The following is a 25,080-nucleotide window of genomic DNA, read 5'->3' on the forward strand; positions in this document are numbered from 1 at the left end:
GTGCCTACTCGGCTGCGGCCTGGTGGGCGCCCGCCTCCGCGTAGAGGACGCCGTCGCGCTGCATCGCCTCGATGGCGGTCGCCGGGTAGCCGAGCGAGGCCGCGACCTCCGTGTTGTGCTGTCCGAGCGTCGGCGCGATGCCGGTGGGCGAGGTGTCGCAATCGGAGAAGCGGAAGGGCAGGTTCGGCAGGCGGATGCGGCCGAGCACCGGGTGATCCTGCTCGACGATCATGCCACGTGCCTTGATCTGCGGATCCTCGATCACCTCGCCGATTGTCTGGACCGGGGCACAGGGCACGCCCGCGGCGTCGAGGGCTGTGATGCAAGCCTGTCTTGAGGGCTGCGCCCGGGCCCAGGCCCGCACATAGGCCAGGGCTTCAAGGCGATTGGCGTTGCGGCTGTCGGGGTCCAGGAAGCGGCGATCCGCGGCCAACTCCTCGCCCCCGATCAGGCGGGCAAGGCGCTTCCAGGCCTCGTCCACCTGGGCGGCAATGACAAGGTAGCCGTCGCGCGCCTCGAAGACGCCGTAGACGGTAGACTCCGGCTGGTCGTGTCCGGTCTGAACGGGAACTTCCCGGCCGCCACTGAGCGTGTAGCGCTGAATGGCGAAGTCGTGCATGGAAACCATGCAGTCGTAGAGGGCCATGTCGATGTGCTGGCCCTTCCCGGACGTCGCCCGCCCGACCAGGGCGGCGCAGATGGCCGCCACCCCGTGAATGCCGGTGTACATGTCCGCCAGCGGCATGCGCAGCAGCGGCGGCGGCTCGCCCGGCATGCCGAGCTGCGCCATCGCGCCCGACTTCGCTTCGGCGATCAGGCCGAAGCCTGGCCGCTCGGAGTCCGGGCCGGTGTGGCCATAGGCGGAAACCGAGCAGTAGATCAGCTTGGGGTTGAGCGCGGAAAGCTGGGCGTAGCCAAGGCCCAGCCGGTCGAGCGCGCCGGGGCGGTAGTTCTCCACGAAGATGTCGGCCGTCTCGACCAGCTTGTGCAGCAGCTCGAGACCGCGCGGGTCCCGCAAATTGATGCACAGGCCCTTCTTGCCCATGTTCTGCTGCAGGAAGTACCCGCTCTGGCCATTGATCAGATACGGGTGCGCGCGGCCCGCGTCACCCTCGGTGGGCCGCTCGACCTTGATAACCTCGGCGCCGAGCGCGGAGAGGGCGCGCGACATGAACGGCCCGGCGAGGAAGTGGCTATAGTCGATGACCTTGAGGCCTGAGAGCGGGCGTGGCTGGGCGGCCATGGGTGAACTCCGGTTCGAGAAATGGTGGGGCTCAAGCCGCTTCTGCGACGGGTCTGCGCGGGATCATCAGGCGGTGCTCGCCGCGCTGGACGACCTCGTCGCGCTGATTGATCAGCTCGGACGGCAGGACGACGATCCCCCAGCCCGGCCTTTTGGTCGTCCGCATGCTGGCGACGTGGAACCGGACGCGCACCTTGTCGCCAAGCTTGATCGGCGCGACGAAGTCCCAGGTCCAGCCGAGCGACATGCCAGGGTGGAAACGCAGGTCGGAGCGGGTCTTGAGACCGTCGGCCAGAGAGAGGCCGAAGAGCCCGTGCGCCACGCGGGTGCCGAAGGGTGTGGTCCGGGCGTATTCCTCGTCCGTATGAACCGGCGTGAAGTCCCCGGTTAGCTCGGCATAGGTCATCACCATTGCCTCGGTGACGGTCACTTCCGGGCTGACCGACGCGTCACCGACTTGGACATCCTCGTAGTAGCGGTCCTCTGACATTTGTTTCCTCTCCTCAGGCACGGGGATTGACGGCGAGAGCGGCCTCAACGGCGCCAGGGCTGGCCTGCAGCAGCTCGACGACGAGACCGTCCGGCAGGGCCAGCCAGTTGCGGCCATGCGGCAGTTCCCGCACTCCCCAGTCCTGCGCGGCGGCGATGGATGCTTCCAGGTCAGTCGTCATGACCCCGAGGTGGAAAAGGCGGCCCTCCGGGCCCTCGAAGTCCGGGTCCGCCACGAGTTGAGGACCGCCACGTAGCCAGACCTGACGTGGCGCCGCTGCCTCGCCGTCGATGTCACGGATTTCCATGCCGAGAGCCTGGCGGAAGAAGCGGAGGTGCCAGTCCAGATCGCGCACGCGGATGGCGACGTGCTCGACGTAGCAGCGGGCCGGGGCGCTCATGCGGCCCTCTCCAGGACGGCAGCATCCCTGCCCAAGCTCGCCTCGATGCCCTTGATGCAGGCGACCAGCGCCCGGTTTACCGGCGTCGGCACCCCGCTCCGCTCGCCCCAACGAACCACCGCGCCGTTAATGAAGTCGATCTCGGTCGCGGAACCCTTCTCCAAGCTCTGCAGCATCGACGCCTTGAACTCGGGCGGGAGGCCCTCGGCCGCCTTGACCCAGGCCTCCCGCGCGTCGCGGGTCGCTAAGGTGACGCCCTGAGCCTGCGCCACGGCCATAGCCTCCGCCACCGCGGCGATGGCGCATTCCTCGACCTCCGGCACGGCGTAGAGCGGCCCGTAGGGCAGGCGCGTGATGCCGCTCAGGGCGCCGGTGGCGACGTTGACCAGGAGCTTGTCCCAGATCACGCCGAGGATGTTGGTGCTGACCGAAATAGCAAGACCGGCAGCCTCAAAGACAGCGGCGATCCGTCTCACCCGCGCGCTAACCGTTCCGTCCAGTTCGCCGATCAGGGTCTCCTTGCCGAGTGTTCCGACCCTGACATGGCCGGGCGCGAGCATCACGCCACCAACGTAGGTCTTTCCGGCAATGACCCGGTCACGGCCCACCACCTCAGTCAGGACGTCCTCGTGACCCAGTCCGTTCTGTAGCGAGAGCACCGTGGTCTCTGGGCCGACCAGCGCACGGGCTGCCATCACTGCCTCCCGGGTGTGGAAGGACTTCACCAGCACGATGACGAGGTCGACCGCACCAATGGCAGCCGCATCGGTATGCGCCTGCAGGCGAACCTTCCGGTCGCGCTGCCCTTCCCGGAGCATCAGGCCGTCCTGGGCTATGGCTTCCATATGGGCTACCCGGCCGAGGAGGCGGACATCTGCTCCGCCATCTGCCAGCACACCACCCAGTGCACTCCCGAGTGCTCCAGCACCCAGGACACAGATCCTCAAGGCTCGCTCCTCCAGACTAACCGCCGTTCTGATGGAGCTATCCTGGCGCGCCGCGCCTGTATTGCGTATTCGAACGTCTCAATAGAGGCTATTGCGAATGGCAATAGGGGCCGCAGGTATGGCAGAGGGCGAACTCGAGCCACTACTGGACGCGAAGCTGCTTCGCCTGTTCCTGCTTCTCTACCAAGGCGGCAGCGTCACCCGCGCCGCGGAGCAGCTCGGCCAGAGCCAGCCAACCATCAGCATCTGGCTCGGTCGCCTCCGCCGCTCCCTTAATGATCCCCTGTTCGTGCGGACAGCGGAGGGGATGCTTCCCACTCCGCGGGCGGAGGCTCTCGCCGGTCCAGCGCGCGCCGCCCTGGAGGCCTTGCGCCAGGTATCGGCACCGGAACCGGCATTCACGCCGTGGACGACACGACGGCAGTTCCGCATCTGCATGACCGATGCGAGCCACATCACTCTGCTACCGCGCATCCTTGCCAAGCTCCGCGACGCGGCGCCGCTTGCGCAGCTCGAAGTGGTCAGGATTGGCCCGGATACAGGCCACCGTCTCCAGTCAGGCGAAGTCGACCTGGCGCTCGGGTTCGTCCCGGAACTCGAGGCCGGATTCTACCAACTCGCCCTCTACGAACAGGATTGGGTATGCCTTGCGAACCGTGAGCATCCCCGGCTCGGTGCGGAACTCACGCTCCGCGAGTTCGCTGCCGAAGGCCATGTTGGCATCGTCTCCGGTACTGGCCACGCTCTGCAGGAGGATGCCCTTCAGCGCCATCGGATCACCCGCCGCATGGTACTGGAGTTGCCCGGGTTTCTCGGCCTCGGTGCGATCCTCTCGACCACCGACCTCATCGTCACCCTGCCACGTCACATCGGGACGACGCTTGCTGAGCTGAACGGCTTACAACTTTACCCCTGTCCGATGGCCATCACAGGCTTCACGGTGAAGTTGCACTGGCACGCTCGCTTCCATCAGGACGCGGCGAACAAATGGCTGCGTGGGCAATGTGCAGGGCTCTTCCACGGACGCAGCCCGAACTGAGAGAGTGTTAAAAGGACCGCGCCTTCCGAAGGAGATGAGGAGGTCAGCCACGAAGAACGGAAGACGGGATGTGTCTGCCCTCTGCCGTTGAATAGATACGGTCTCCCACCATGTCTCATATATGATACGCACCGACCAAATTCTGGGCGCCGTTCTCGCCCTGGGGTGTTCCGCCTGTTCCACGGAACGCGTCGTCCAGGCTAGGCGTCCTGTCCAGCAGGCCGCGCCCATTATCCTGTCGGCTGAAACCCTGGGCGAATTGCTGCTGCCCAGGGATGGCCTCGCCTGCACTTTCCGGGACCCGCGAGATCCCGACAGCAGCTCAACGGTGACCATATCCCTCAATCGGCGGCAGCTACGCCGGTTGAACGGCCAGCAAGTGAGCGTTGGAAGCCAGTTCTTTGAGACCCCTGCCGCCTACGACGTCCAATGGTTCCTCCCCGATACCCAAACCGGGGAGGCCGCCTATTCATTCAGGATGGCTGTCGACAAGGAGACGCTCGCGGCAAGACTGAGCACGGTTTTCACCGTAGCCAACCCAGAGGGTGGCCGCACGCTAGACGACGAGCAGTCACGCACGCTCACCGGCCAGTGCCAGCGCGGACCCGTCGCTGAGTAACACAGGCGCCTTCCCTAACCCCGGACAGCTGCCGACTTAGCGTTCCTTGATTTGCCGGGTTCAGACCGTCGAGCATTATGCTTGACCTTAAAACAGCAACCATCTGCTGCGCCGGGCAACAGGGAGGAGCGATGGTCTCGAGCAGGGAGGCAACGTCACCGGTGTATTAAACGCCTGTAGAAAAGCGCTGAACCCGGACCCCACCCAAACTCAGCCCATGTTCCTGATTCACCCAGAAAAGCTCCCGTGAGGATGGGGTCCCGATTGGCGGCAATCGAGACCCCATCCTCCAGCCGAGATTTATTGAGAGATAAGTGCCTTGTGGCCAGTTCCCGGAGGGGTTCCGGTTCGGCGCTGAAGCACAAACTGTCGGGGTGAGATAGAAGGCGGATCGGTTTTGGGGGCGGGAAGAATTGTTTGATCAACTATTGGAGAGGGGTTCGGTTGCCTTACTCAGCGTTTTGATATCAGGCGTCTAAAGTGATGCAGCTTTCCGGAAACCGCAAAATGGCGCCCGTTGTTGGAGTTTTCCCGGTGCCGCGACGGCCTGAGGCGGAGCGCGCTGAACCCTGATGACCCCTGCAGCAAGTGACGAAGACCAGCCCACAGGTCACGTCCACGTCCAGGGTACCACTTCCGTACCACCGAGCTTCTCCGACAGCGAGGCCGCTCTGCTGCGCACTGCCATCGAGGCCATTGGCGAGGCAGTTGTCATCACTGGCGCGGAACTCGATGCGCCGGGTCCCACCATCGAATATGTAAATCCCGCTTTTTGCCGGATGACAGGATATACTTCTGAAGAAGTTTTGGGCCGAAGCCCCCGCTTTCTCCAAGGGCCGAAAACAAATCCTGCTGTCCTCCACGAACTGAGAGTGGCATTGAGGTCAGGACAGCGTTTTCAAGGTGAGGCCGTCAACTATCGCAAGGATGGCAGCGAGTACATTGTCGAGTGGTTGATCACGCCTGTCGTGCAAGATGGCCGTGTGACCCAGTGGGTGGCTACGCAACGCGATGTGACTCTGACGAGGCGTGCTGAAGAGCAGCGAGCGCTCCTGGCTGCTGAGGTCAACCACCGGGTCTATAATACTCTGACCACCGTCGAGGCTGTTGCAGCCCAGACCGCACCGGGGGCAGAGACGGCGTCCGAGTTCAAAATCGCTTTCAGGAGGCGCCTGAGCGCCCTTGTTCGCGCGCATAGACTTTTGGGGCGACGACAGTGGGCGGACGTACCGTTATGCGATCTTGCGGCGGCCCAGGTGACGGCCCTTACCGATGCGGTTGTCACTCGGTTGGACGTGCAGGGACCAGAAGTCTTGCTGCGTCCCAACGCGGCCGTGGCGATAGGTTTGGCACTGCATGAACTGGCAGCAAACGCGGTAGCGCATGGTGCGCTTTCGGTGCCAGGGGGTCACGTCCGGCTCCGGTGGAGTGTACAGTCGGACCCGATCGGGGAGCGGTTGATCATCTACTGGGTCGAGGTCGATGGACCACCGGTTCCGGAACAGCCACAGAGCCGCGGGTTCGGGTCGCGCCTCATCGAGCGGGGATTGTCCCACGAATTGCAGGCACGGGCGCAGCTCAGTTTTGAGCCGACTGGCCTGCGCTGCCAGATAGACATGCCGCTTGGCGCGGTGGCTAGTAGGGGATCGTGAAGCCGTTGGGAAAGATGCGGATTACCTAGGTTCCCCGCCAACCTGCACGGCTATCTGAATGGATGGGTCGCCTGCCTCCTTTCCGGACCTGAAAACCAGTGCTGTAAGGTCCTGCATCAGGATCTAGTTTACCGACAACAAAACTACCCACCTCTTGGCTGAGGTTCAGCAAGCACCACGCGAGTTTCACTCCTCTAAACTAATATGCCATAGGCTTGCGCGGAACCGTGCATTCGATTGCATCGATTCGACGCACCTGGAGGATCCGGCACCGTGTCTTGGGAAGGATCGAGCGCCCTGGTCTGGGATGCCGAGCGCCTGCGAATTGCCACCAACGCTGCTGGGATCGCCCTGTGGTCGTGGAACGTCGACACCGACGAGATAGCGCTAGATGAACGTGCCCGTGCCCTGTGGTGTGTTCAGAAGGAAGGCGTGGTCACGTTCGAAGAGTTATCTGGCCGCATTCACCCAGCTGACCTCGAGCGGGTCAGGACGGCCTTTCAGGAAACCCGCGCCCAGGCAGGCGCCTACGAGATTGACTTCCGAATTAGACAGGATGGCGAAATCAGGTGGATTTCCGCCCGCGGCCAGGGCGCTGATGTCGGCATTGTTGACCGGATCATGTTCGGCGTTTTCCTGGATGTCACCGGGCGCAAGAAGGCCGAAGAGGCGCGCGAGATGCTAGCCGGTGAGATGAGCCACCGGGTCAAAAATCTATTCTCTATTGCTTCGGCCCTTACCGCCATCGCAGCGCGCTCGGCGACCACCACTCAAGAGATGGCACACGATCTGACACAGCGGCTGACTTCGCTCGGTCGTGCCCACGACCTTGTTCGGCCCTCACCTGGCGAGATGCGGGAGAAACCCGCCCTGCTAGGTGACCTTCTCTGGATACTGCTGGCGCCCTATGGCGGCGAGGTGGCTCCCAACTCACGTGTCCGGGTCAGCGTGACTGAGGTACAGGTCGGTGGGATCACGGCATCTACCCTGGCTCTGGTAGTCCACGAACTGGCGACGAACTCGGTCAAGTACGGCGCGCTCTCGACGCCTAGTGGCACATTAGACGTGCGGTGCACGGTCCGTGACGATGAGGTTGTGCTCGTCTGGGAGGAGCAGGGTGGTCCACCCGTCACGGCGCCCAACGGGGGAATGGGTTACGGAAGCAAGTTGGTGGCTCGAAGCATCTCAGGGCAGCTAGGCGGCGCCATTTCGTTCGAGTGGCTGAGCAGCGGCATGGTTGCCACCCTGCGGATGAGCAGAGCTCGCCTCGCCGCCTGATGATTTTGCAGGCAGGGATGGCCGCACGATGGGTAGGAGGATCCCAGTAGATAGGGCAACGTGAGGAGGGCGGAACCAAGCTTAACACCCACTCGTGCTTCTCTCCCGCCGCGTATGACGAGACGTCGTGCCTATCACATCTGCCATCTGCCATCTGCCATCTGCCATCGGCTAACGGGGGCGTACCGAGCAGGAGTGTAAACTAATGAAGGGCTTTGCTCCGCCTGTGCGATCGTAGAGCACCTCGACCGTATCTAGGCTGATGGCGGTAGAGCCTCTGCCGATGCGCACGGTTCCACCCGCATGGGGTGCCAGGACTCCGCGCATCAGGTCGTCGGGCGTTGTGCTGACGACGTTGGGGAACGAGCCCACTGACAAGGTCCAGCCAAGCGTGTCGTGGGTAACATTTCGGATGTAAGCGCGGTATTCGTAACTGCCCGGGTTAAGCAGCACGGCATAGACATAGCGGACGAGCACTCGATTGGAGCAGGTGCCTCCAGTGGACTGCGCGTCAGCATTAGCGGACCAGAGAAACACCAGGAGCACGCCCCTGGACAACAACCATCGGACGGCCATTACAGTGACCACTTGTTGAGGAGTCCTGCTCCGCAACGCGGAGCATAGGGAGTGGTCATCTTTATTCACTTTTATTCACGCGACCATAATTTACTTTTGCAGGAATAATCCGGGGTAAAGCCACGTGGGATCGTCTGGTGTTCAGTTCTTTATCCATCGGCGCCCGGCGCTGGCGCGGGGCTACGCAGACGCCCTCCTGGGCATTGGCCCGTTCGATCGCACCTCCGGGCTGTTCTTTACCGCGCCGTGGCGCACGGGCAAGACAACCTTTGCCAAGAACGACCTTGGCGACGAGCTCCGCACCCGTGGAGCCAAGGTCGTCTACGTCGATCTCTGGGCTGGCCGGGGTCGGGATTCTACCCTCCTGATCGCGGACGCCATCAAGAGTGCACTCCGCTCCCTCGATGACCCAGCGGTACGAGCCGCTCGCCGTGCAGGCCTAGCGAAGGCTGGTCTCGGTAACTGGGCCTCTTTTGACCTCGAGCGGATCGGCGCCGCCGGTGGCCCGACAATAGCGGATGCCAATGGGGACCGGTCGAGCAACAACGTAGGTCTCCTTTCCCTTCCCTTAGGGATCGAGGACCTGGGTAAGGGCTGTGGTTCCGAACATCCGTCCTGCACGCTTGGCGGAGGAGCAGCTGGGTTACAGCATACTGGTGGGTGGCACAGCGTCTTGAAACGCACGCACTTTAAATGACTACTTCTCCGTGACCCTCCCGACGGATGCGGATCAGCCTCAGTCAAAGCGCCTTCGTCCCGCGACGCTCGTTTGCCTAAAATGAAGCGTATGGCTCGCAAGAACACGATAAACCCCTTTGCCCCCTACGCCTGGCTCGCCGAGGCCGGATGGGTCTTCGCGATGCACAGCGCGCAGCTTTGGGCCGATCCCGCCAAGGCAGGCACCCGCTTGATCTCTCTCGGAGCCGAGAAGCAGAGGGCGTTCGCTGAAGGTGCTATGAAAGCAGGCGCCGCTGCCATGCGCGGGGCTTCGCCGGAAACGGTCGCCAAGCTGGCCATGGCACCAGCTCGCCGCCGCGTCCGGGCAAACGCGAGGAAGATCCAGACCGGCTAGCGGAAGGGCCGCTCGCTTCTATTTGCAGCGACGTCGAAACGGATCGTGGTCTGCCGACTAGCTCCTCCGGGTCATTCGGAGCACGGCCTCATTTGCTGCGCGTCCGATCCCTTCCAAGACGTCAGCAACGGAGCCGTGCACCCGCGCAAAGGCCTGGGTTGCCTGCCCCGCGATCGTTTGCTCGCCGCATCCCAGATCGCGCAGGGCGCCGCAGGCCCACTCATAGTGCCTCGCCTCGTCCGCGGCGTGGCCACTGATGAGTGCCTTCATGGCTGGCGGATAGGACTTGGCCGCGTAGCGGGCATACTTCTCGCGCGACTGCCACTCGTTCGAAACGAAGCCGAGCAGGATGGTCTGGTCACCACCGGGTAGCCCGGCCATTTGGACCCCGAGCTTGAGCAGCCCCGTTGGCAGGTGTGGCATCACGGGCGGCACGCCGCCGAGCTCGCGGATAAGGGCTGTCAAATCACGGGCGTGCCGCCGATGATCCTCTCGAAAGGTCTGAAGCTTTTCCCGCAGCGCCTGATCACGCAAGGCCGAGATTGCCATGGCGTACATGGGCAACGCGTCGTTCTCGAGCTGTAGCAAATCGGCGAGATCTGCCTGCAGCGCGGGGAGGTCGACGCCTTTTGTGCCGGTTTCAGTGTCGGACATAGGTGCTGGGCTCCGGGCGGTTGCAGGAGTGCTCACTTGGTGACCTGTCCCGCCAATGCACAGCCCAGCGCCGGTCACGGCCGCCAAGCTTGGCGGCCGCGCTAGAGGAAGACGGCGGTGCGACCCTTGCGCCGACGATCGTCGGTACTGGCACCAAGGCTGCCCAGTGCCACCCGCTCCCTGCTGAACGTATTGCTGCCCCCCTCCGGTGGCCGAAGCGAAGTCGGCGGGTTCCTGCATCTCGCCCTTGCCATTGCGCAGGGCAGCGACGATGAGCCTGTTGCGGCCACCTTCGGTAGGCAGCTAGTTCGACACTGATTCGCATAGGAACGAACCTCGAAGATGCCCAGTGAAGGGCCATGTTCTCGGGCATGTACTCACCACCAGCATTGCATGAGCTACGGCGTCACCGCCTGCGCGGGATGGTTGGCGAGTTCCGCAGAGGGCTCTGGGATGCCCTCTCCCCCGCGCAGCGGCGCCGCCTGCTTTTCGTCTCCAGCCTCGTCGCACTCGGAGCAGGAATTCAGGGACTGGCGCCCCTGGCGCTGACCACTGGTGTCGATCGCTTGACGGCGGGCAATCTGCCCGCCGCCCTGGTGGCGGTCACTGCCTACGCCGCCATGGCAGGGCTCTCCCGTGCCCTGCGGCAGGGCGTCTCCCTCGCATACGGGGCGGTGGCGCGCGGCTTTGAGCGGGACCTCTACCGCAAGGCATATGCTCATGCTCTCGCGCTACCGCACGCCGTACATCTTGACCGGCGGGCCGGGGAACTCGCCCGTACCGTCACTGACGGTGTACGCGGCTGGCGGCGCATGCTCGACGCCGCAGTTTTCACGGCGCTGCCCTTTGTGGTGGAGGTGGGTACGGTAGGTGCCGTACTCCTCAGTGCCTCCATTCCAACATCCATCCTCGGGGTGCTGCTGGCTTTCGTGCTGACCTATGGCTTGGTCTTCCACCGCGGTATTCTTGGCCAGCGTGGAAGTTTCCGGACGGCCGCCAGAGCGGATGCCGAGGCACAGGGTGTTGCCTCCGATGCACTGGTTAGCCAGGAAACCGTAAAGCTTTTTACGCGCGAGGCTTTCGTTGAGGAGAAGATTGGAGGAGCCTTTGCGCGTGGCGGCGCCGCTTGGGACTTCTATAACCGAATAGTGGCAATCAACGGTTTGCTGCTGTCGGCCATCTTCACCCTTGCTCTTGGTACTATGCTCCTGTTGGCGGCTGGCGAGGTTGCGGCAGGCCGTATGTCACCAGGTGGCTTCGTACTGGTGAATGCGTACGTCCTCCAAGTTGTTGGCCCGGTTGAGCGTTTGGGTCAGATGGCGCGAGAGGTGGTCCAGGGCCTCGATCTGACCGCCCGCCTGCGCGAACTGATGGCAGAGCCAGGGGAAACGGCGCTGTCTCCCGGCACGCAAACTCTCGCTGGCCAGGGGCCGGTGGCACTCGCAATCCAGGATCTGCAGTTTGGCTACGATCCTCGGCGTCCAGTACTACACGGCATCAGCCTAGCAATCCCAGCAGGGCAGACACTGGCGGTGGTGGGGCGATCAGGGTCGGGCAAGTCAACGCTGGCCCGGCTGATGTGCGGTTTATACCGTCCGGATAGTGGCACTCTACGGCTGGACAAGATGCCCATCTCTGATCTTTCCCTCGCTGCACTTCGCTCGGCAGTCGCCGTGGTACCGCAGGACACCGTGCTCCTTCACGACACGCTGCGCGCCAACGTTATCTTTGCTTGGCCCGACGCTCCTGAAGCCGCACTGCTGGAAGCCGCGCGCGTAGCAGGATTGTCGGTCCTGGTGGAAGCGCTACCGGACGGATGGGACACGGTGGTCGGGGAGCGAGGGCTTCGCCTATCTGGCGGGGAGAAGCAGCGCGTAGCCATCGCCCGAGCCGTTCTGAGGCGGCCACGCCTGCTCATTCTCGACGAAGCTACGGCTTCACTCGATACTCGGACAGAGCGGGACATCCAATCGGCCCTGGAGGCTGCCGCAAGCGAGGTGACCACCCTCGTCATCGCTCATCGACTATCCACCGTGCGGAATGCCGACGAGATCGCGGTAATGGAGGATGGCCGGATTGTTGAACGGGGTAGCCACGACACACTGCTCACCCTAGGTGGGCGGTATGCTGCCCTATGGCATGCACAGGAGGAGGTAGCTCTGTCCAGCTTGGCGGGCGGTGAGCAGGCAGCTGCTCATCCGACAAGGTCGACCCCCGATTGGGAAAGCGCCTGATCAACGGGAGGGGTGGCACTGCTTGCGGCTGCAGAAGCGGGTCAGCGGATTGCGTTGGACATAATGGCGATTGGTGTGATGGCGGCTGTCGACTTCTCCACCAAACCATGGGGCAGAGCCGTTTACTCGCGTGGGATATCCTAGAATACGTAAGGCTTCGGGGTAGCAGGGAGGCAGCAATGAACGGCATGCAAGGGGAGCCGATTCACAGTGGGGAGCGCCCTTTCAGCCCCCCACTCCCTTCGGCACCAGGAGAACTGATCACTGTCGTGGCTCACTTCCACCGAGCCGAGATCGGCCGGATGGCGGGGTGGCGGGCGCGCATCGATATGACCACCAACTGGGCCGTTACAGTGGTGGCGGGAATGCTCTCCGTGTCGCTCTCGACGCCAAACGCTCACCACGGCGTGCTCCTTTTCGCTATGCTCTTGGTGCTTCTTCTACTCTCCATTGAAGCGCGGCGTTACCGGTTCTTCGATTTCTACAGGACCAGAGTTCGACTTCTGGAGCGGAACTACTATGCACAGGTCTTTGCGCCCCGCGCGGATGCGGAAGCCGAGTGGGCGTGGCGCATCGGGACAGATTTGCGTGAACCGCGTTTTCTAATCTCGCGGAAGACGGCAATGACTCGCAGGCTTCGTCGAAACTACTTCCCGATGTTTATGGTACTGCTCGCAGCCTGGGTACTCAAAATCTCGTCCTCGCGGCTCCTGCAGGAGGAGGTTCCGATAGATCCCGCCAAGCCTGTTCCAGGCATCATTCAGAATCTATCGCTGGGTCCGATCCCAGGCTGGATTGTACTTGCGGCAGTGCTGGCCTTTTACGCTTGGCTGGCTCTTCTTACCTTCGCTCCTCGGGATCTGTCGGGTGAACTCGGGCATGGAGACGTACACGTCTGATAGAGGCCTTGAAGCATTCATGTGGACAGCTTCCAGGTGCTGCTGCAGTTCGGTGCCAGCAACGTGGGGTTAGCCATCGTGCCCCACAGCATCTACCAAAGCCTCAACGCTTTAACGGGTTGCGCCGCATTCGAGTTAGCGGAGGCCTGGGTCCGCCGTTCGTTGAAGATCGTGGCCCGGACGACGATCGCCAACCGCCCTTCATGCGGTCCCTTCTCGGTCATTTTCTGAGGTTCTCGGGGCGTGGATGACAATAGGATCGCGGTTGGATGGGATCGGATGAAGCGAGTAGGTATTCGGCGGGGAAGCGCTACGCGATTTCACGTCCAGCAGGAGTGTTCCCATGAGAACCTTGTTCCGTCGCGGCCTTCTCGGCACGGCTGCCCTCCTGTCCTTCTCTCGCGCTTCCCAGGCGCAGGAGGATGCCTATCCCTCGCGGCCTATCCGCCTGATCGCCCCCTTTGGCCCGGGCAGCACCACCGACATCCTCGCCCGCCTCGTCGCGCAGAAGCTTACTGACCAGTTTGGCCAGCCAGTGGTGGTCGAGAACCGCGCCGGGGCGGGCGGCAATATTGGGACCGAGGTCGCTGCGCGTGCCACGGCGGACGGCTACACGCTCCTCCTCGGGGCGGCGAGCACCAATGCCGTCAACCCGAGCCTCTACAGCAACCTGCGCTTCGACCCGATCCGGGACTTCACGCCCGTCGTGCACGTCGCGTCCGTGACGAATGTGCTGGTCGTTCATCCGGACCTGCCGGTGCGGAGTGTCCCGGACCTGATCGCCCTCGCGAAGCGCCAGGACCTTTCCTACGCCTCGGGCGGCGCAGGCGGCACGATCCACCTCTCGGGCGAGCTGTTCAAGAATCTCGCAGGCGTGGACATGGTGCACGTGCCTTACAACGGCAGCGCCGCCGCCTATCCAGACCTGCTCAGCGGGCGTGTGCCGGTGATGTTCGACTCCATCGCCACCTGCCTGCCCCACGTCCAGGGTGGGCGGCTACGCGCGCTGGCGGTGACGGCCCCTTATCCTTCGCCGCTGCTGCCCGGCCTGAAGCCGATCGCCGAGTCCGGGCTTCCCGGCTATGCGGTTGAGGGGTGGTACGGTCTCTTCGCACCGTCCGGCACACCCGGACCGATCGTCGCCCGGCTGAACGCCTCCCTGATCCGGGCGCTGTCCGAGCCCGCGACCCAGCAGGCGCTCCTCCAGCAGGGCGCCCAGCAGAAGGCGGACACCCCGGAGGCATTTCGTGCCTTCGTGCTGTCGGAGCGCGACAAGTGGGCCGCCCTGATCAAGGCGGCAGGCATCACCCAGAACTGACCCGATCTTCGCTTTGCGCGCTGCACGTTCTCCGGAGGCAGGTATCATGAGCACCGACGAACTCGCCTTCCTCACCGTCGCGGAGGCTGGGCGGCTGATTGCCCAGCGTTCCCTGTCGCCCGTCGAGCTGGTGACGGCGCTGATCGCGCGGGCGGAGGCGCTGGAGCCGCAATTGCACGCCTACCTGCGCCCGACCTTTGAGGCCGCGCTAGAGGAGGCACGGCGCGCCGAGGGAGAGATCCTGTCAGGCGGTCCCCAGGGCCCGCTGCACGGCATTCCCTACGGCCTGAAGGACGTCGTGGACGCGGCCGGGCTGCCAACCACAGGGCAGTCCCGTGTCTATGCCGACCGCATGGCGGCGGAGGACGCCCATGTCACGGCCCGGCTGCGCGCTGCCGGGGCCATCCTGCTTGGCAAGCTCACGACGCATGAGGGGGCGCATGGCGGCCCCTCTTTCGACCTAGCCTGGCCGCCCGCACACAATCCCTGGAACCCCGAACACTTCACCGGCGGCTCCTCCTCCGGCTCCGGCGCCGCCGTCGCGGCGGGTCTCATGCCGTTCGCGATCGGCAGCGACACGGGCGGGTCCATCCGGAACCCGGCAGGGTTCTGCGGGTTGGTCGGCCTGAAGCCGACCTCGGGTCTCGTCAGCAGGCGCGGGGTGATGCCGAACTCCTTCAGCCTCGACCATGTCGGGCCGCTGACCTGGACGGTGGAGGACTGCGCCATCGCCCTCCAGACCATGGCCGGACACGACCCGCGCGACCCGGCGAGCGCAGCGATCTCTCCGCCTGATTATCGCGCTGCCCTGACGGGCGACATCCGCGGGCTACGCGTGGGCGTGCTGCGGCACCTGTACGAGGAGGAAGGCGGGGCGGCTCCTGCCACAGTGAGGGCGCTCGAGGAGGCGTTCGGCGTCCTGCGCCAGCTCGGCGCCCAACTCGAGGAGGTCCGCATTCGACCCTCAACCGCCTACAACGATGTGAAGATCGTCATCGGCGAGAGCGAGATCCATGCCGTCCATGCCCAGGCGCTCCGCGAACGGCCCAGCGACTTCGGCGAGGACTTCCTGGCGCGCATCCTGCCCGCCATCCTCTTCCGCGGGGCGGACTACGTACAGGCGCAGCGCCTCCGACGGATGATGATGGAGGAGTTCGACCGGCTCTACGAGCGCTTTGACGTCCTGGTCACCGCTGCGCCGAGTCTTGCGCCACGCCTGGACGCCTACAGGCCGTTGCAGTTCTGGCGAAAGACGACCTCACTGGTGACGCCCTTCAACATCCCGACCGGCCCGGCCTTGGCGCAGTGCATCGGCTTCCATCAGGGTCTTCCCCTGTCGATGCAGGTAGCAGGCCGCCCCTTTGACGAGGCGACGGTCCTGCGGGTGGCGCACGCCTTCGAGGGTGCGACAGACTGGCGCTCGGTTCGGCCATGTCTCGATCCGCATGCTCCGCCGCGAGTCACCCCGTCGGTGCCCGATCCTGAGCCGTCGTTGCTCTCGGCGAACCAGGAGGATGCCCTGCGCGGGGTCGCGCGCGCCGCCGGGCTGGACCTGCCGGACCGCGCCTTCCAGCACCTTTGCTCGGCGGCGCCATACGTGCAGGCCATGGTGGAGCGGCTCCAGATTCCGATGCCGCTGGCGCAGGAACCGGCGTACCAGCTCGGCTGACGCTTCAGGAGATCAGCTGCCGCCTCGCGATCGGATAGGAGTGGACGCCGAGAAGCACTCCAAGCCGGGGAAGCGGCACACGGAAGAGGGTTCCGAACGCGTAAAGGGTGAACGCGTGCGCGTGCACCCTTTACGCTCGGCTCAAGCGCAAAAGTGCCGCATCAATCCCGCCATCGCGTCTTGTTGGGTTGGGAGCCGTGGAAGCTGGTTTAGGCTCTTAGGTGCCTTCCCGCAGGTGCTGGCCGGGTACGCAGCCGGATAACGATCCAGGCAGCAATGGTGAGGTTAAGGGCGTTCCAGGCGATGCCATTCACCAGCGCCAGCTGGTAACTGAGCGTCGCGTCGAAAATCAAACCCGACAGCCAACCGCCCAGCCCCATGCCCGCGAGGGTCGCGGACAGTACGAGGCTCACCCGCAGCCCGGCCTCCGCCGACGGGAAGAACTGCCTGACCATGACTGCATAGCTCGGCACGATACCACCCTGGAAAAGGCCAAAGATCGCCGAGAGGATGTAGAGGGCGCCAAGGCTGTCGAACTGCAGGAACAGCGCCAGAGCAATCGCCTGCAGACCCGACCCGAGTAGCAGCATGACGGGTGCTCCGACCCGGTCGGTGATTGCACCGGAGATCAGGCGGCTGACGACGCCGAAGCCGAGCATAAGGGAGAGCATCTCCGCCCCGCGCGCGAGCCCGTAACCAAGATCGGCGCAATATGCTACGATGTGCACCTGAGGCATGGCCATCGCGACGCAGCAGGCGACACCAGCCAGCATGAGGAGGCACTGGAGCGCATTTGGTGAAAGGCCTAGCTGGGCCAGACCATTCGTAGCCTGCACATTGGCTTCGCTAGCTTGCATCGGCCGCGGCCGTCTCAGGGCGAGTGCCAGTGGCAGCATGGTGACCACGCAGAACAGGCCGATGCCGACATGCGTCGCGCGCCAGCCGTAAGCTGCGATGAAGTGCTGGAGGATAGGTGGCCAGATGGCACCGGCGAAGTAGTTGCCGCTCGCACAGAGCGCCACGGCAATGCCTCGGCGCCGGGTGAACCAGAAGGAGGTGTCCGCTACCAGCGGTCCGAACACCGCGGAGCTGCCTAGCCCGCCGACAAACAGCGCGTAAAGCACCCCGAACTGCCACAGGTCGGCAACAAAGGCCGTGGCGATGTAGCCGACACCCAATCCGAGCGTGCCGATGACAACCGGCAGGACCACGCCGAAGCGGTCCGCCAGCCTGCCCATGGCTACCCCGCCGACCATGAAGCCGAGCATGGTAAGGGTATAGGGCAGCGAAGCGTCAGCCCGGGCCACACCGAAGTCGGCCTGGATGGCAGGAAGCGCAACTACAATGGACCAGAGGCCGATGCCGCCGATGGTGGCCAGAAGCACTGCCGCGATCAGGCGCCGCCAGGCATAAGTGGAGTCCGTTACGCTTTCCTTTAACACCGACTTGCTTCCTCGTATTGGCATCGCCGTACTTGCAGCGGCACCAGACTGCCCTCACTCGGCCAAACTTGACACGGCCGAGATAGCTGCGCGAGCGGACCGCAGGTGAGGCTGGACGGGCCACTTGGCGTGCGCCTGCGCTCGTCCATGGTGCAGACACTCGTTTTAGGCTTGCACGAACTTGCTACCAACGCCCTGAAGTATGGTGCCCTTTCCCAGCCGGAAGGTCGGCTTCAGGCAGCCTGGCGTCTGCGAGAGAAGCCGAACGGTGCGCGGCAACTCAGGATCGACTGGGAAGAAACTGGCGTGCCGGTATTCTTGGGATTTAACGCACGTCCGATTAGGCGAGGCTATGGACGTGAGTTGATCGAGCAGGCCTTGCCCCATCAACTGGGGGCCGAGACCAGCTATGAGCTTCAGGCGGCTGGCCTGCGCTGCACCATAGTCTTGCCTGTTGCAGAGGAGCGCTGACTACCAGCGTTCCGAACTCTGAAGCCGCTCATCGGCTATTTCTGCACGCCGGGAGCTAATTAAGGGGGCTCAAGGGTGTCGGCCATGATCCGCGGTTCACTGAAAGCAGCCTCGCGGATCCTGGGAGGCCCGATCGGCAGTGCTCCCTTGTAGTACCGCAAGCGCCGAGGATGCAGGGCGGCAATGCGGTGGAGGCGGGAAGCTTCACGCATCCGGCCTAGAAATTAGCGCACACAGGTTGCAGATGTGCGCCTCCGCGCGACGCCTCACGGCCGAGCGCGCGACGTCGTGCGTCTTCTTGGTGGAGTTCGAAATGGCAGTGACAGGCGCAGGCGAGCTGGTGTTGGACGAGCGTGAGGAGGCCCTGCTTGCCGCGCTGCCCGAAGCCGAAGGACGTGCCCTGCGGCAGCTCGCAGAGATCGCCCGGAGCCGTGGCCACGTCACCCACGCCGAGGTTGAAGCCGCTCTGCCAAGTGAACAGATCTCGTCCGATCGCATCGAGGATGCCTTGCGTGTTCTGACGTATCTCGGTGTCGAGGTGTCCGACCAGGACGACGCCGACGAAGCCGACGGCGTCAATGTCGGGGTTCCCGGCAAGCCGGGGGCAGCTGCGGAGGAGGACGAGGACGCCAGCGGCAACATCAAGGCCGAGGCGGGCGTCAGCGCCGACCCGGTCCGCATGTACCTGCGCGACATGGGTGAGAAGATGCTGCTGACCCGTGAGGGCGAGATCGCGATCGCCAAGCGCATCGAGACCGGGCGCGCCATGATGATTGGGGGGCTCTGTGAGGCCCCCTTGGTGCTCGACGCGATCCTCGGTTGGGCGACCGCCGTCTGCGAGGAGCGCATGCTCCTGCGCGACGTACTTGACCTTGAGGCGACCGCGGGCGCTGGAGAGGGACCGGTCGATGATGGCGAGGGCGACGAAGAGCGGGACGAGGCGGAGGGGCAGTCCGCGACGACCTCCCCTTCCGTCCTGGAGCAGGAGGTCAAGCCCGAGGCCCTGGCCTCCTTTGCCGCGATCGAAGCAGCCCATAACGGGATGAGAGGCCTCCAGCTGCGCCGGATGGCCGCCTACGCCGATGGCGGATCCCTGTCGCACGGCGAAGAGGCGGACCATGCCCGACTGCGCAGCGAACTTGTGGCGCTCGTCGGCAAGCTGCACCTGCATGCGAACCGTATTACCGAACTCGTCGACCGCATGCGCGACCTCAACAAGCGGCTGACCGCTGCCGAGGGACAGCTGCTGCGCGTCGCCGAGGGAGCTGGTGTGAAGCGCGATGACTTCCTGACGGCCTACCGCGCCGCAGGCTCGTCGCCCGACTTCATCCCCGGCCTTGCGAACCGCAAGGGGAGAGGGTGGATGGCACTGGCCACCCGATATGCGGAGGAGGCCGAGAGCGCCCGTTCGGCGATCCTGGCACTCGCCGCCGAGGCGGGGATGCCCGTTGACGAGTTCCGGCGCGTCCAGGCGGTTGTGGCGCGAGGTGAGCGCGACATGAACCGGGCCAAGAAGGAGATGACGGAGGCGAACCTGCGCCTCGTGATCTCGATCGCCAAGAAGTACACCAACCGCGGCCTGCAGCTGCTCGACTTGGTTCAGGAGGGCAATATCGGCCTGATGAAGGCGGTGGATAAGTTCGAGTACCGTCGCGGCTTTAAGTTCTCGACCTACGCCACCTGGTGGATCCGCCAAGCGGTGACACGGAGCATTGCCGATCAGGCTCGGACCATCCGCGTGCCGGTGCACATGACGGAGACGGTAAACAAGCTAAACCGCACGTCGCGGCAGATGATGCACGAACTCGGGCGGGAGCCGACGCCCGCGGAGTTGGCCGCCAAGATGGGCCTGCCGGTAGACAAGGTCGTCAAGGCGCAGAAGATCGCCCGGGAGCCGATCAGCCTCGAGACGCCGATCAGTGACGAGGAGGACAGTCACCTCGGCGACTTCATCCGGGACGACAACGCTGTTATGCCGCTGGATGTGGCGGTGCATGCGGGCCTGCGGGATGCCGCGACCCGCGCCCTATCCGAGCTGAGCCCCCGTGAGGAACGTGTGCTGCGGATGCGCTTCGGGATCGGCGTGAACTCCGACCACACGCTGGAGGAGGTCGGCCAGCAGTTCAATGTCACCCGCGAGCGCATTCGCCAGATCGAGGCCAAGGCGCTGAAGAAGTTGCAACACCCAACCCGGTCCAAGCAGCTCCGCAGCTTCCTGGACGGTGTCTGAGGCGCGTGGCTGAAGGGAGTGTCGAACGGCGTTGCGAGCGTGGAGGCCTTGTCTGCTCAAGCATGGAGGGGAGCGGCCAAGCTCAGCACCGTTGCGCGGGTAAGAGCCAGGGCACGGCGGCCGGTCATGCCAGCCCCCGTCAGATCGGTTCGCTGCCGAGAAGGAGTGGGATGAAGAAGCCGCGGCGGAAGATCTCGGGCTGCGCGCTCAGGCAAAGCCAGCCGCCGAACTACATCCCGATGAGGGCTGGCAGGAGCGGCAGCTTCGCGCCCATGTCGGTCACCGATTGGGTCTCTCCTGACATCCCGTAAGCGGACCTTTCTGCTGGTGGTAGGAAGCCAGTCCAGGCAGGAGCAGACACAAGTCGGGCCTTGCTGAGACGACGCGTTCAGCCGGTGGGGCGCTTCGCCAGCGCCAGTCCGGCACCCAGGGCGACCATCGCGGCTCCTGAACCCGCCCGGAGGCGCCGGATCAGCACGGGACGCGCGCGGGCACCGCCCCGGATGCCGCTCGCCGCGAAGGCGACCACAACATCCACAAGGGTGTTGAGCACGACCGAGATGATGCCGAGCACCATGAACTGTGGGGCGACGGCTCCGGCGGCCGGATCCACGAACTGCGGGACGAAAGCGAGGAAGAAGGCTGCGGTCTTGGGGTTCAACGCCTCGACCAGCACGCCCTCTCGGAATGCGCGGCGCGGCCCGATCGGCGGCGCCACGACTTCCCCGGCCAGGGCCGCCGAGGCATCCCGGCGAGCGGCCTGGACGGTGCGGAACCCGATCCAGACGAGGTAGGCGGCACCGGCCAGCTTCAGCGCAGTGAAGAGTTCCGCGCTCGCGAGCACGATGGCGGAGACGCCCAGGCTTCCCGCGAGCACATGGACCATGCCGCCAAGCCCGGTACCAAAGCTGGACGCGATACCCTCCGCACGACCGCCAGCGAGCGTGCGCGCCGCGACGTAGAAGATGCCTGGGCCCGGTGTGACTGCGAGCAGCAGGGCGGCGGCGACGTAGAGGGCGAGCTGGGTCAGATCTGGCACGGGAGGAACCTTGGCGAGGGCTGCAAGGGTCAGGTCGGGATCAGAGCCGCAGCGACCCGGTCGGAGGGCCGGTCACTCGCGGCGAGCCCGGCGGCAACGCCTGCCCGGTCCTCGGCGATGCGGTTCTGGCTCATCTTCCGCTTGCCCTCGAGACGTGTAATGGGCAGGCGCAGGCCCACGATCCCCTTGAGCTGCGCCCAGATGAAGCCCTCTGGGGCATCGGTCACGGCCCAGGGCTCGGCACGGGGGCCTTCGTGCAGGTTCGTCAGCCGTGTGACCACGTCGAGCAGGCGGTCGGCGTCTTCGAAGAATTCCACTTGGCCGTAGGCGTGGATGGCGACGTAGTTCCAGGTCGGCACCACCTTCCCGTGCTCCTTCATGGACGGGTACCAGGCGGGGCTGACATAGGCGTCCGGCCCCATGAACAGCGCCATGGCGTCACCCACGGGCGGCAGCTTCCACTGCGGGTTCGCGCGCGCCATGTGGCCGTAGAGCGTGCCGTACGGGCCTTCGTCAGGTGCCAGGAAGAGTGGCAGCGGCGTGGCAATCAGGCCCTCGGCCGTGGCCGTGGCGAGGTTCGCGAGCCGCGCGTCCCGCATCGTCCCGTGCAGGGCGGGGAGGTCTTCCTCGCGGAAGGCGGGCGGGACGTACATCGGCTGGGCTCCTTGACCGGACTGGACGATGCATCAGCCCTGGCCCACAAGGAACGGCCAGTTTCTGCCAAGTGCAGAGGGCCAGTTTTGGATGGCATCGGATGACGCTGCGCAGGCCCGGGTCACCCAGCGGATCTGCGACACCATCAAGACCAGGATCGCCTCCGGGCTGCTCGGGCCTGGCGACAAGCTGCCCTCGACCCGGGCGCTCGCCGCTGAATGGGGGATCTCGCGGACGACGGTGACCGCCGCCTATGAGCAACTCATCGCGGAAGGCTACGTCGAGACACGCCAGGGCGCCCGGGCTCAGGTGGCGCGGGGCCTTGGCCCCTCTTCCCCCCAACCGACCCGCTCCGCCTCCACGACGATGACCGGCCAGCTTTCGGCTTTCGGGCGGCGACTGGCCGAGTTCCCGCTGCCCTCCGTCGCCTCCGCCCCCTCGCTGGTGGCCGACTTCCGCTATGGTGACCTGTCCGCAGCGGACTTCCCAACGCTTGCGTGGAGGAAGGCAGTCACGGGCGTCATCCTGCGCCGACAGCCACGCCTGCGTTACGATGATCCCTGCGGCTCACTCCGCCTGCGAACCGCCTTGCAGGGCTACCTATGGCGGGCGCGCGGCCTGCGCTGCGAGCCGGAGCAGGTCATCGTGGTGAACGGCTCGCAGCAGGGCCTCGACCTGTGCGCGCGGCTGCTGCTCGACCCGGAGGACCGGGCCGTGATGGAGAACCCTGGCTACACCCTCGCGCGCCAGGTCTTCCTCGCCGCCGGGGCGCAGGTGGCTCCCGTCACCGTCGACGGGGAGGGCATGCGGACGGACAGCCTGCCCGACGCATCGCTGGCCTATGTCACGCCCTCCCACCAGTTCCCGCTCGGCGGGGTCCTGTCGGCGGGCAGGCGCCGTGAACTCCTGGCTTGGGCGCGACGCACGGGCGCCCATGTCATCGAGGACGACTACGACAGCGAGTATCGCTTCGACATCGCGCCGATACCGCCCCTCCAGGCTCTGGATGGTGCCGGGCGGGTCATCTATCTCGGCACTGTCTCCAAGACGCTCTCCCCGACCCTACGGCTTGGCTACCTCGTCGTCCCGAAGGCGCTGTCGGAGCCATTTGCCAAGGCCAAGCGGCTGGCCGACCGGCACGCTCCGGGCCTTGAGCAGGAAGCCCTCGCCGAGCTGATCGAGAGCGGCGCGTACGAGCGGCATGTCCGTCGTGTCCGCCGCAGGAACGCCGAACGTCGGATGGCGCTGCTCGCCGCGCTTTCGGCCACGCTGGGTGATGCGGTGACGGTAGTCGGCGTCGAGGCCGGGCTGCATGTGGTCGTCTGGCTGAACAGCGTGCCGAGACACCAGGAGGAAAACCTGACTGTCAGGGCGCACGCGGCGGGCCTCGGCGTGTACCCCGTCACGCCTCTCTACGCCCCGGGATCGGCGGCGGACCGGCCCGATGCGGCAGGGCTGGTCGTTGGCTACGCCAGCCTCGATGCGCGCAGCATCATCCGGGGCGTCCAGATCCTTGCGGAGGTAATGGATACCGTCCGCCGTAGAGGCGAGGTCGGACGATGATACGAGCGATCTCTTTGGTGCCTGCCGCCTCCCAAAATAGCCGTTCTGCCTACAGTCGCCCGTGCCCCTTGGGCACGAGTCACGTGCATTCTCAGCGGAATGGCTCCACAGCGACCTTATCCCAGCTTTGTAGCGGGAACGTCTGGTCGTAGGCGAAGTTGAAGACGAACGCGTAGGCCACGTAGAAGGCCGCGATCGCGACATCCATAATGAAAGCCTGGACAAGGCTCATGCCCAAGTACCAGGCAATGGGCGGAAGCAGGATAACGAGCAGCCCCGCCTCGAACAGCACGGCGTGAGCCACCCTCAAGGGAAGGCTCTTGCGGGTATGTCCGGCCAGACGCTGCATCGCGTGGTCGAAGCCGAGATTGTAGACATAGTTCCAGGCCGTCGCGGCGAAGGCGCTGCCGACGCCGATCACGCCCATGTCGGAAGCGGGTAGCCCGAACAGCAGCGTCCCGAGCGGGATGATGAGGGCGAGGCCGATTACCTCGAACAGGATGGCGTGGCGGATACGGTCGCGTGTGCTGCGCATGGTCTTGCCCCGAAATGCCTGGGTGATGGGCCGCTTTCTATCTGCGATACTCAGGCCAGCAAGTTGGAAGGTATCTAGGAAACAGATAGATGGCCGTCACGCTCGAACAGCTTCAGGCCTTCGTGGCGGCTTCCGAGGCCGGGTCCTTCTCCGGTGCCGCCCGTGCGCTGCGAAAGGCGCAATCGGCCGTCAGCACCCAGGTGGCGAACCTCGAGACGGACCTCGGCTTGGAACTGTTCAGTCGAGCGGGTCGGAACCCGGTGCTCACCCCGGCAGGGGAGCGCCTCCTACTGGAGGCGCGCGTGGTGCTCGACCGGCGCGAGCACCTCATCGGGGTGGCAAGCAGCCTGGAGCAGCGGGTGGAGAACCGGCTGGTGATCGCCATCGACGAACTCTACCCCGAGCACGCACTGGGCGCCCTGTTCGCCGAGTTCGCCCGGCACTTCCCCTTCGTAGAACTGGAGCTGCTCTTCCCGCTGATGGAGGATGTCAGCCGCATGGTGCAGTCCGGCACGGCCGACCTGGGCGTCATGTGGCGCCAGGAGGGTTTGCCGACGGAACTGGGCTTCCAGACCATCGGCTGGGTGCCTCTCAAGCTCGTCTGCGGGCGCGATCACCCGCTGGCGAAGGAAAGGGTTGCGTGGGAGGAGCTGAAGCGGCACCGCCAGATCCTCGTGGCTGCACGCAGCGACGGGCCGGAGAAGCGGCGCCTGCGGGTAGCTGCCGAGGTCTGGTGGGTGGAGAGCCACTGGGTCATCCTGGAGATGGTGAAGCACGGGATCGGCTGGGCGTTCGTCTCCGACCACGTCATCGCCTCTTCCCCCGCCGCGCCGGACCTCGTCACGCCAGACCTGCAGTTCGACAAGGGCGACTGGCCCGTGGCGCTGGAGCTGGTCTGGCACAAGCAGCGGCCCTGCGGCCCGGCCGCGACGTGGCTGCGCGAGCGCTTCGCAGCAGAGCGGGTCGGCAGCCTATCAGGAGGTGGCCGGGCAAGTTGAGGCAGAGATTTTCGATGGGCCGCAGCGGCATCCGTCAGAGCATCGATGTCCGCTCTCA

The 25,080-nt window shown here is 65.0% G+C and carries 23 protein-coding genes; 14 read left to right on the forward strand and 9 right to left on the reverse strand.

Annotated elements, in window-relative coordinates:
• Positions 1–4 precede the first annotated feature (4 nt).
• From BO39_RS11675 to BO39_RS11690, 4 genes are read right to left on the reverse strand one after another with little or no spacing between them, the layout of a single operon-like run.
• Positions 5–1,243, reverse strand: coding sequence for a CaiB/BaiF CoA transferase family protein (locus BO39_RS11675; RefSeq protein WP_043833218.1), 1,239 nt, complete (start codon positions 1,241–1,243; stop codon positions 5–7).
• 31 nt (positions 1,244–1,274) lie between these two features.
• Positions 1,275–1,733: a MaoC family dehydratase gene (locus BO39_RS11680; RefSeq protein ID WP_043833221.1), complete on the reverse strand. Its 459-nt coding sequence runs from the start codon at positions 1,731–1,733 to the stop codon at positions 1,275–1,277.
• Positions 1,734–1,746: 13 nt separating this feature from the next.
• Positions 1,747–2,133, reverse strand: coding sequence for a VOC family protein (locus BO39_RS11685; protein WP_043833224.1), 387 nt, complete (start codon positions 2,131–2,133; stop codon positions 1,747–1,749).
• The gene (locus BO39_RS11690) at positions 2,130–3,080 is read right to left on the reverse strand and encodes a ketopantoate reductase family protein (protein WP_043833227.1); all 951 of its coding nucleotides are present in this window, start codon (positions 3,078–3,080) and stop codon (positions 2,130–2,132) included. Before BO39_RS11690 ends, BO39_RS11685 begins: the two co-directional genes overlap by 4 nt.
• Before the next feature lie 118 nt (positions 3,081–3,198).
• Here BO39_RS11690 and BO39_RS11695 point away from each other — a divergent pair, with 118 nt between their 5' ends.
• The 5 genes from BO39_RS11695 to BO39_RS11710 all read left to right on the forward strand — a co-directional run bounded on the left by BO39_RS11695 (position 3,199) and on the right by BO39_RS11710 (position 9,316).
• Positions 3,199–4,119 carry a LysR family transcriptional regulator gene (locus BO39_RS11695; protein WP_043833229.1) on the forward strand — a complete coding sequence of 307 codons (921 nt, stop codon included), beginning with the start codon at positions 3,199–3,201 and terminating at the stop codon, positions 4,117–4,119.
• A 121-nt stretch (positions 4,120–4,240) separates the two neighbouring features.
• Positions 4,241–4,738 (forward strand): hypothetical protein, encoded by a 498-nt coding sequence (locus BO39_RS11700; RefSeq protein WP_043833232.1) that lies wholly within the window; start codon positions 4,241–4,243, stop codon positions 4,736–4,738.
• A gap of 572 nt (positions 4,739–5,310) precedes the next feature.
• Positions 5,311–6,390 (forward strand): PAS domain-containing protein, encoded by a 1,080-nt coding sequence (locus BO39_RS31020; RefSeq protein ID WP_084698050.1) that lies wholly within the window; start codon positions 5,311–5,313, stop codon positions 6,388–6,390.
• A 273-nt stretch (positions 6,391–6,663) separates the two neighbouring features.
• Complete coding sequence (locus BO39_RS11705) at positions 6,664–7,668, forward strand: sensor histidine kinase (protein WP_043833235.1); 1,005 nt, start codon at positions 6,664–6,666, stop codon at positions 7,666–7,668.
• Positions 7,669–9,031: 1,363 nt separating this feature from the next.
• Positions 9,032–9,316, forward strand: coding sequence for a hypothetical protein (locus tag BO39_RS11710; RefSeq protein ID WP_043833237.1), 285 nt, complete (start codon positions 9,032–9,034; stop codon positions 9,314–9,316).
• Positions 9,317–9,373: 57 nt separating this feature from the next.
• Here BO39_RS11710 and BO39_RS29865 read toward each other — a convergent pair whose 3' ends face one another.
• Positions 9,374–9,970, reverse strand: coding sequence for a DUF2383 domain-containing protein (locus BO39_RS29865; protein WP_052401968.1), 597 nt, complete (start codon positions 9,968–9,970; stop codon positions 9,374–9,376).
• Positions 9,971–10,329: 359 nt separating this feature from the next.
• Here BO39_RS29865 and BO39_RS11720 point away from each other — a divergent pair, with 359 nt between their 5' ends.
• The 5 genes from BO39_RS11720 (at position 10,330) to BO39_RS11740 (ending at position 16,090) form a co-directional block, all read left to right on the forward strand.
• Positions 10,330–12,204, forward strand: coding sequence for an ATP-binding cassette domain-containing protein (locus tag BO39_RS11720; RefSeq protein ID WP_084698052.1), 1,875 nt, complete (start codon positions 10,330–10,332; stop codon positions 12,202–12,204).
• 269 nt (positions 12,205–12,473) lie between these two features.
• Positions 12,474–13,103 carry a DUF2270 domain-containing protein gene (locus BO39_RS11725; protein ID WP_245615118.1) on the forward strand — a complete coding sequence of 210 codons (630 nt, stop codon included), beginning with the start codon at positions 12,474–12,476 and terminating at the stop codon, positions 13,101–13,103.
• 21 nt (positions 13,104–13,124) lie between these two features.
• Complete coding sequence (locus BO39_RS11730; RefSeq protein ID WP_043833240.1) at positions 13,125–13,334, forward strand: type 2 periplasmic-binding domain-containing protein; 210 nt, start codon at positions 13,125–13,127, stop codon at positions 13,332–13,334.
• Positions 13,335–13,446: 112 nt separating this feature from the next.
• The gene (locus BO39_RS11735) at positions 13,447–14,421 is read left to right on the forward strand and encodes a Bug family tripartite tricarboxylate transporter substrate binding protein (RefSeq protein WP_043833241.1); all 975 of its coding nucleotides are present in this window, start codon (positions 13,447–13,449) and stop codon (positions 14,419–14,421) included.
• Positions 14,422–14,467: 46 nt separating this feature from the next.
• Positions 14,468–16,090, forward strand: coding sequence for an amidase (locus BO39_RS11740; RefSeq protein ID WP_052401971.1), 1,623 nt, complete (start codon positions 14,468–14,470; stop codon positions 16,088–16,090).
• A 209-nt stretch (positions 16,091–16,299) separates the two neighbouring features.
• Here BO39_RS11740 and BO39_RS11745 read toward each other — a convergent pair whose 3' ends face one another.
• A complete protein-coding gene (locus tag BO39_RS11745) occupies positions 16,300–17,532 on the reverse strand; it encodes an MFS transporter (RefSeq protein ID WP_043833243.1) in 1,233 nt (410 codons plus the stop codon).
• 147 nt (positions 17,533–17,679) lie between these two features.
• Here BO39_RS11745 and BO39_RS32575 point away from each other — a divergent pair, with 147 nt between their 5' ends.
• Both BO39_RS32575 and rpoD read left to right on the forward strand, forming a co-directional pair.
• Complete coding sequence (locus BO39_RS32575) at positions 17,680–18,003, forward strand: hypothetical protein (protein ID WP_156963658.1); 324 nt, start codon at positions 17,680–17,682, stop codon at positions 18,001–18,003.
• A 313-nt stretch (positions 18,004–18,316) separates the two neighbouring features.
• Positions 18,317–20,233 carry an RNA polymerase sigma factor RpoD gene (rpoD, locus tag BO39_RS11750; RefSeq protein WP_043833444.1) on the forward strand — a complete coding sequence of 639 codons (1,917 nt, stop codon included), beginning with the start codon at positions 18,317–18,319 and terminating at the stop codon, positions 20,231–20,233.
• Positions 20,234–20,621: 388 nt separating this feature from the next.
• On the opposite strand, the gene BO39_RS11755 is transcribed toward rpoD, so the two are convergent.
• Positions 20,622–21,272: a LysE family translocator gene (locus BO39_RS11755; protein ID WP_043833245.1), complete on the reverse strand. Its 651-nt coding sequence runs from the start codon at positions 21,270–21,272 to the stop codon at positions 20,622–20,624.
• A 29-nt stretch (positions 21,273–21,301) separates the two neighbouring features.
• Positions 21,302–21,925 carry an FMN-binding negative transcriptional regulator gene (locus tag BO39_RS11760; RefSeq protein WP_043833246.1) on the reverse strand — a complete coding sequence of 208 codons (624 nt, stop codon included), beginning with the start codon at positions 21,923–21,925 and terminating at the stop codon, positions 21,302–21,304.
• A gap of 91 nt (positions 21,926–22,016) precedes the next feature.
• Here BO39_RS11760 and pdxR point away from each other — a divergent pair, with 91 nt between their 5' ends.
• Positions 22,017–23,489: a MocR-like pyridoxine biosynthesis transcription factor PdxR gene (pdxR, locus tag BO39_RS11765; RefSeq protein ID WP_052401973.1), complete on the forward strand. Its 1,473-nt coding sequence runs from the start codon at positions 22,017–22,019 to the stop codon at positions 23,487–23,489.
• 91 nt (positions 23,490–23,580) lie between these two features.
• On the opposite strand, the gene BO39_RS11770 is transcribed toward pdxR, so the two are convergent.
• Entirely contained in the window at positions 23,581–24,024 is a 444-nt protein-coding gene (locus BO39_RS11770) for a PACE efflux transporter (protein WP_043833248.1), read from the reverse strand.
• Positions 24,025–24,113: 89 nt separating this feature from the next.
• Here BO39_RS11770 and BO39_RS11775 point away from each other — a divergent pair, with 89 nt between their 5' ends.
• A complete protein-coding gene (locus BO39_RS11775; RefSeq protein WP_043833250.1) occupies positions 24,114–25,022 on the forward strand; it encodes a LysR family transcriptional regulator in 909 nt (302 codons plus the stop codon).
• The last annotated feature ends 58 nt before the right edge of the window (positions 25,023–25,080 follow it).

It is taken from the genome of Roseomonas aerilata DSM 19363 (assembly GCF_000711725.1).
GTDB lineage: Bacteria > Pseudomonadota > Alphaproteobacteria > Acetobacterales > Acetobacteraceae > Roseomonas > Roseomonas aerilata.

Coding starts and splice junctions, on each gene's coding strand:
- BO39_RS11675 (WP_043833218.1), bottom strand. CDS start 1,243: ATGGCCGCCCAGCCACGCCCGCTCTCAGGCCTCAAGGTCATCGACTAT.
- BO39_RS11680 (WP_043833221.1), bottom strand. CDS start 1,733: ATGTCAGAGGACCGCTACTACGAGGATGTCCAAGTCGGTGACGCGTCG.
- BO39_RS11685 (WP_043833224.1), bottom strand. CDS start 2,133: ATGAGCGCCCCGGCCCGCTGCTACGTCGAGCACGTCGCCATCCGCGTG.
- BO39_RS11695 (WP_043833229.1), top strand. CDS start 3,199: ATGGCAGAGGGCGAACTCGAGCCACTACTGGACGCGAAGCTGCTTCGC.
- BO39_RS11700 (WP_043833232.1), top strand. CDS start 4,241: ATGATACGCACCGACCAAATTCTGGGCGCCGTTCTCGCCCTGGGGTGT.
- BO39_RS31020 (WP_084698050.1), top strand. CDS start 5,311: ATGACCCCTGCAGCAAGTGACGAAGACCAGCCCACAGGTCACGTCCAC.
- BO39_RS11710 (WP_043833237.1), top strand. CDS start 9,032: ATGGCTCGCAAGAACACGATAAACCCCTTTGCCCCCTACGCCTGGCTC.
- BO39_RS29865 (WP_052401968.1), bottom strand. CDS start 9,970: ATGTCCGACACTGAAACCGGCACAAAAGGCGTCGACCTCCCCGCGCTG.
- BO39_RS11720 (WP_084698052.1), top strand. CDS start 10,330: ATGTTCTCGGGCATGTACTCACCACCAGCATTGCATGAGCTACGGCGT.
- BO39_RS11735 (WP_043833241.1), top strand. CDS start 13,447: ATGAGAACCTTGTTCCGTCGCGGCCTTCTCGGCACGGCTGCCCTCCTG.
- BO39_RS11740 (WP_052401971.1), top strand. CDS start 14,468: ATGAGCACCGACGAACTCGCCTTCCTCACCGTCGCGGAGGCTGGGCGG.
- BO39_RS32575 (WP_156963658.1), top strand. CDS start 17,680: ATGGTGCAGACACTCGTTTTAGGCTTGCACGAACTTGCTACCAACGCC.
- rpoD (WP_043833444.1), top strand. CDS start 18,317: ATGGCAGTGACAGGCGCAGGCGAGCTGGTGTTGGACGAGCGTGAGGAG.
- BO39_RS11760 (WP_043833246.1), bottom strand. CDS start 21,925: ATGTACGTCCCGCCCGCCTTCCGCGAGGAAGACCTCCCCGCCCTGCAC.
- pdxR (WP_052401973.1), top strand. CDS start 22,017: ATGGCATCGGATGACGCTGCGCAGGCCCGGGTCACCCAGCGGATCTGC.
- BO39_RS11770 (WP_043833248.1), bottom strand. CDS start 24,024: ATGCGCAGCACACGCGACCGTATCCGCCACGCCATCCTGTTCGAGGTA.
- BO39_RS11775 (WP_043833250.1), top strand. CDS start 24,114: ATGGCCGTCACGCTCGAACAGCTTCAGGCCTTCGTGGCGGCTTCCGAG.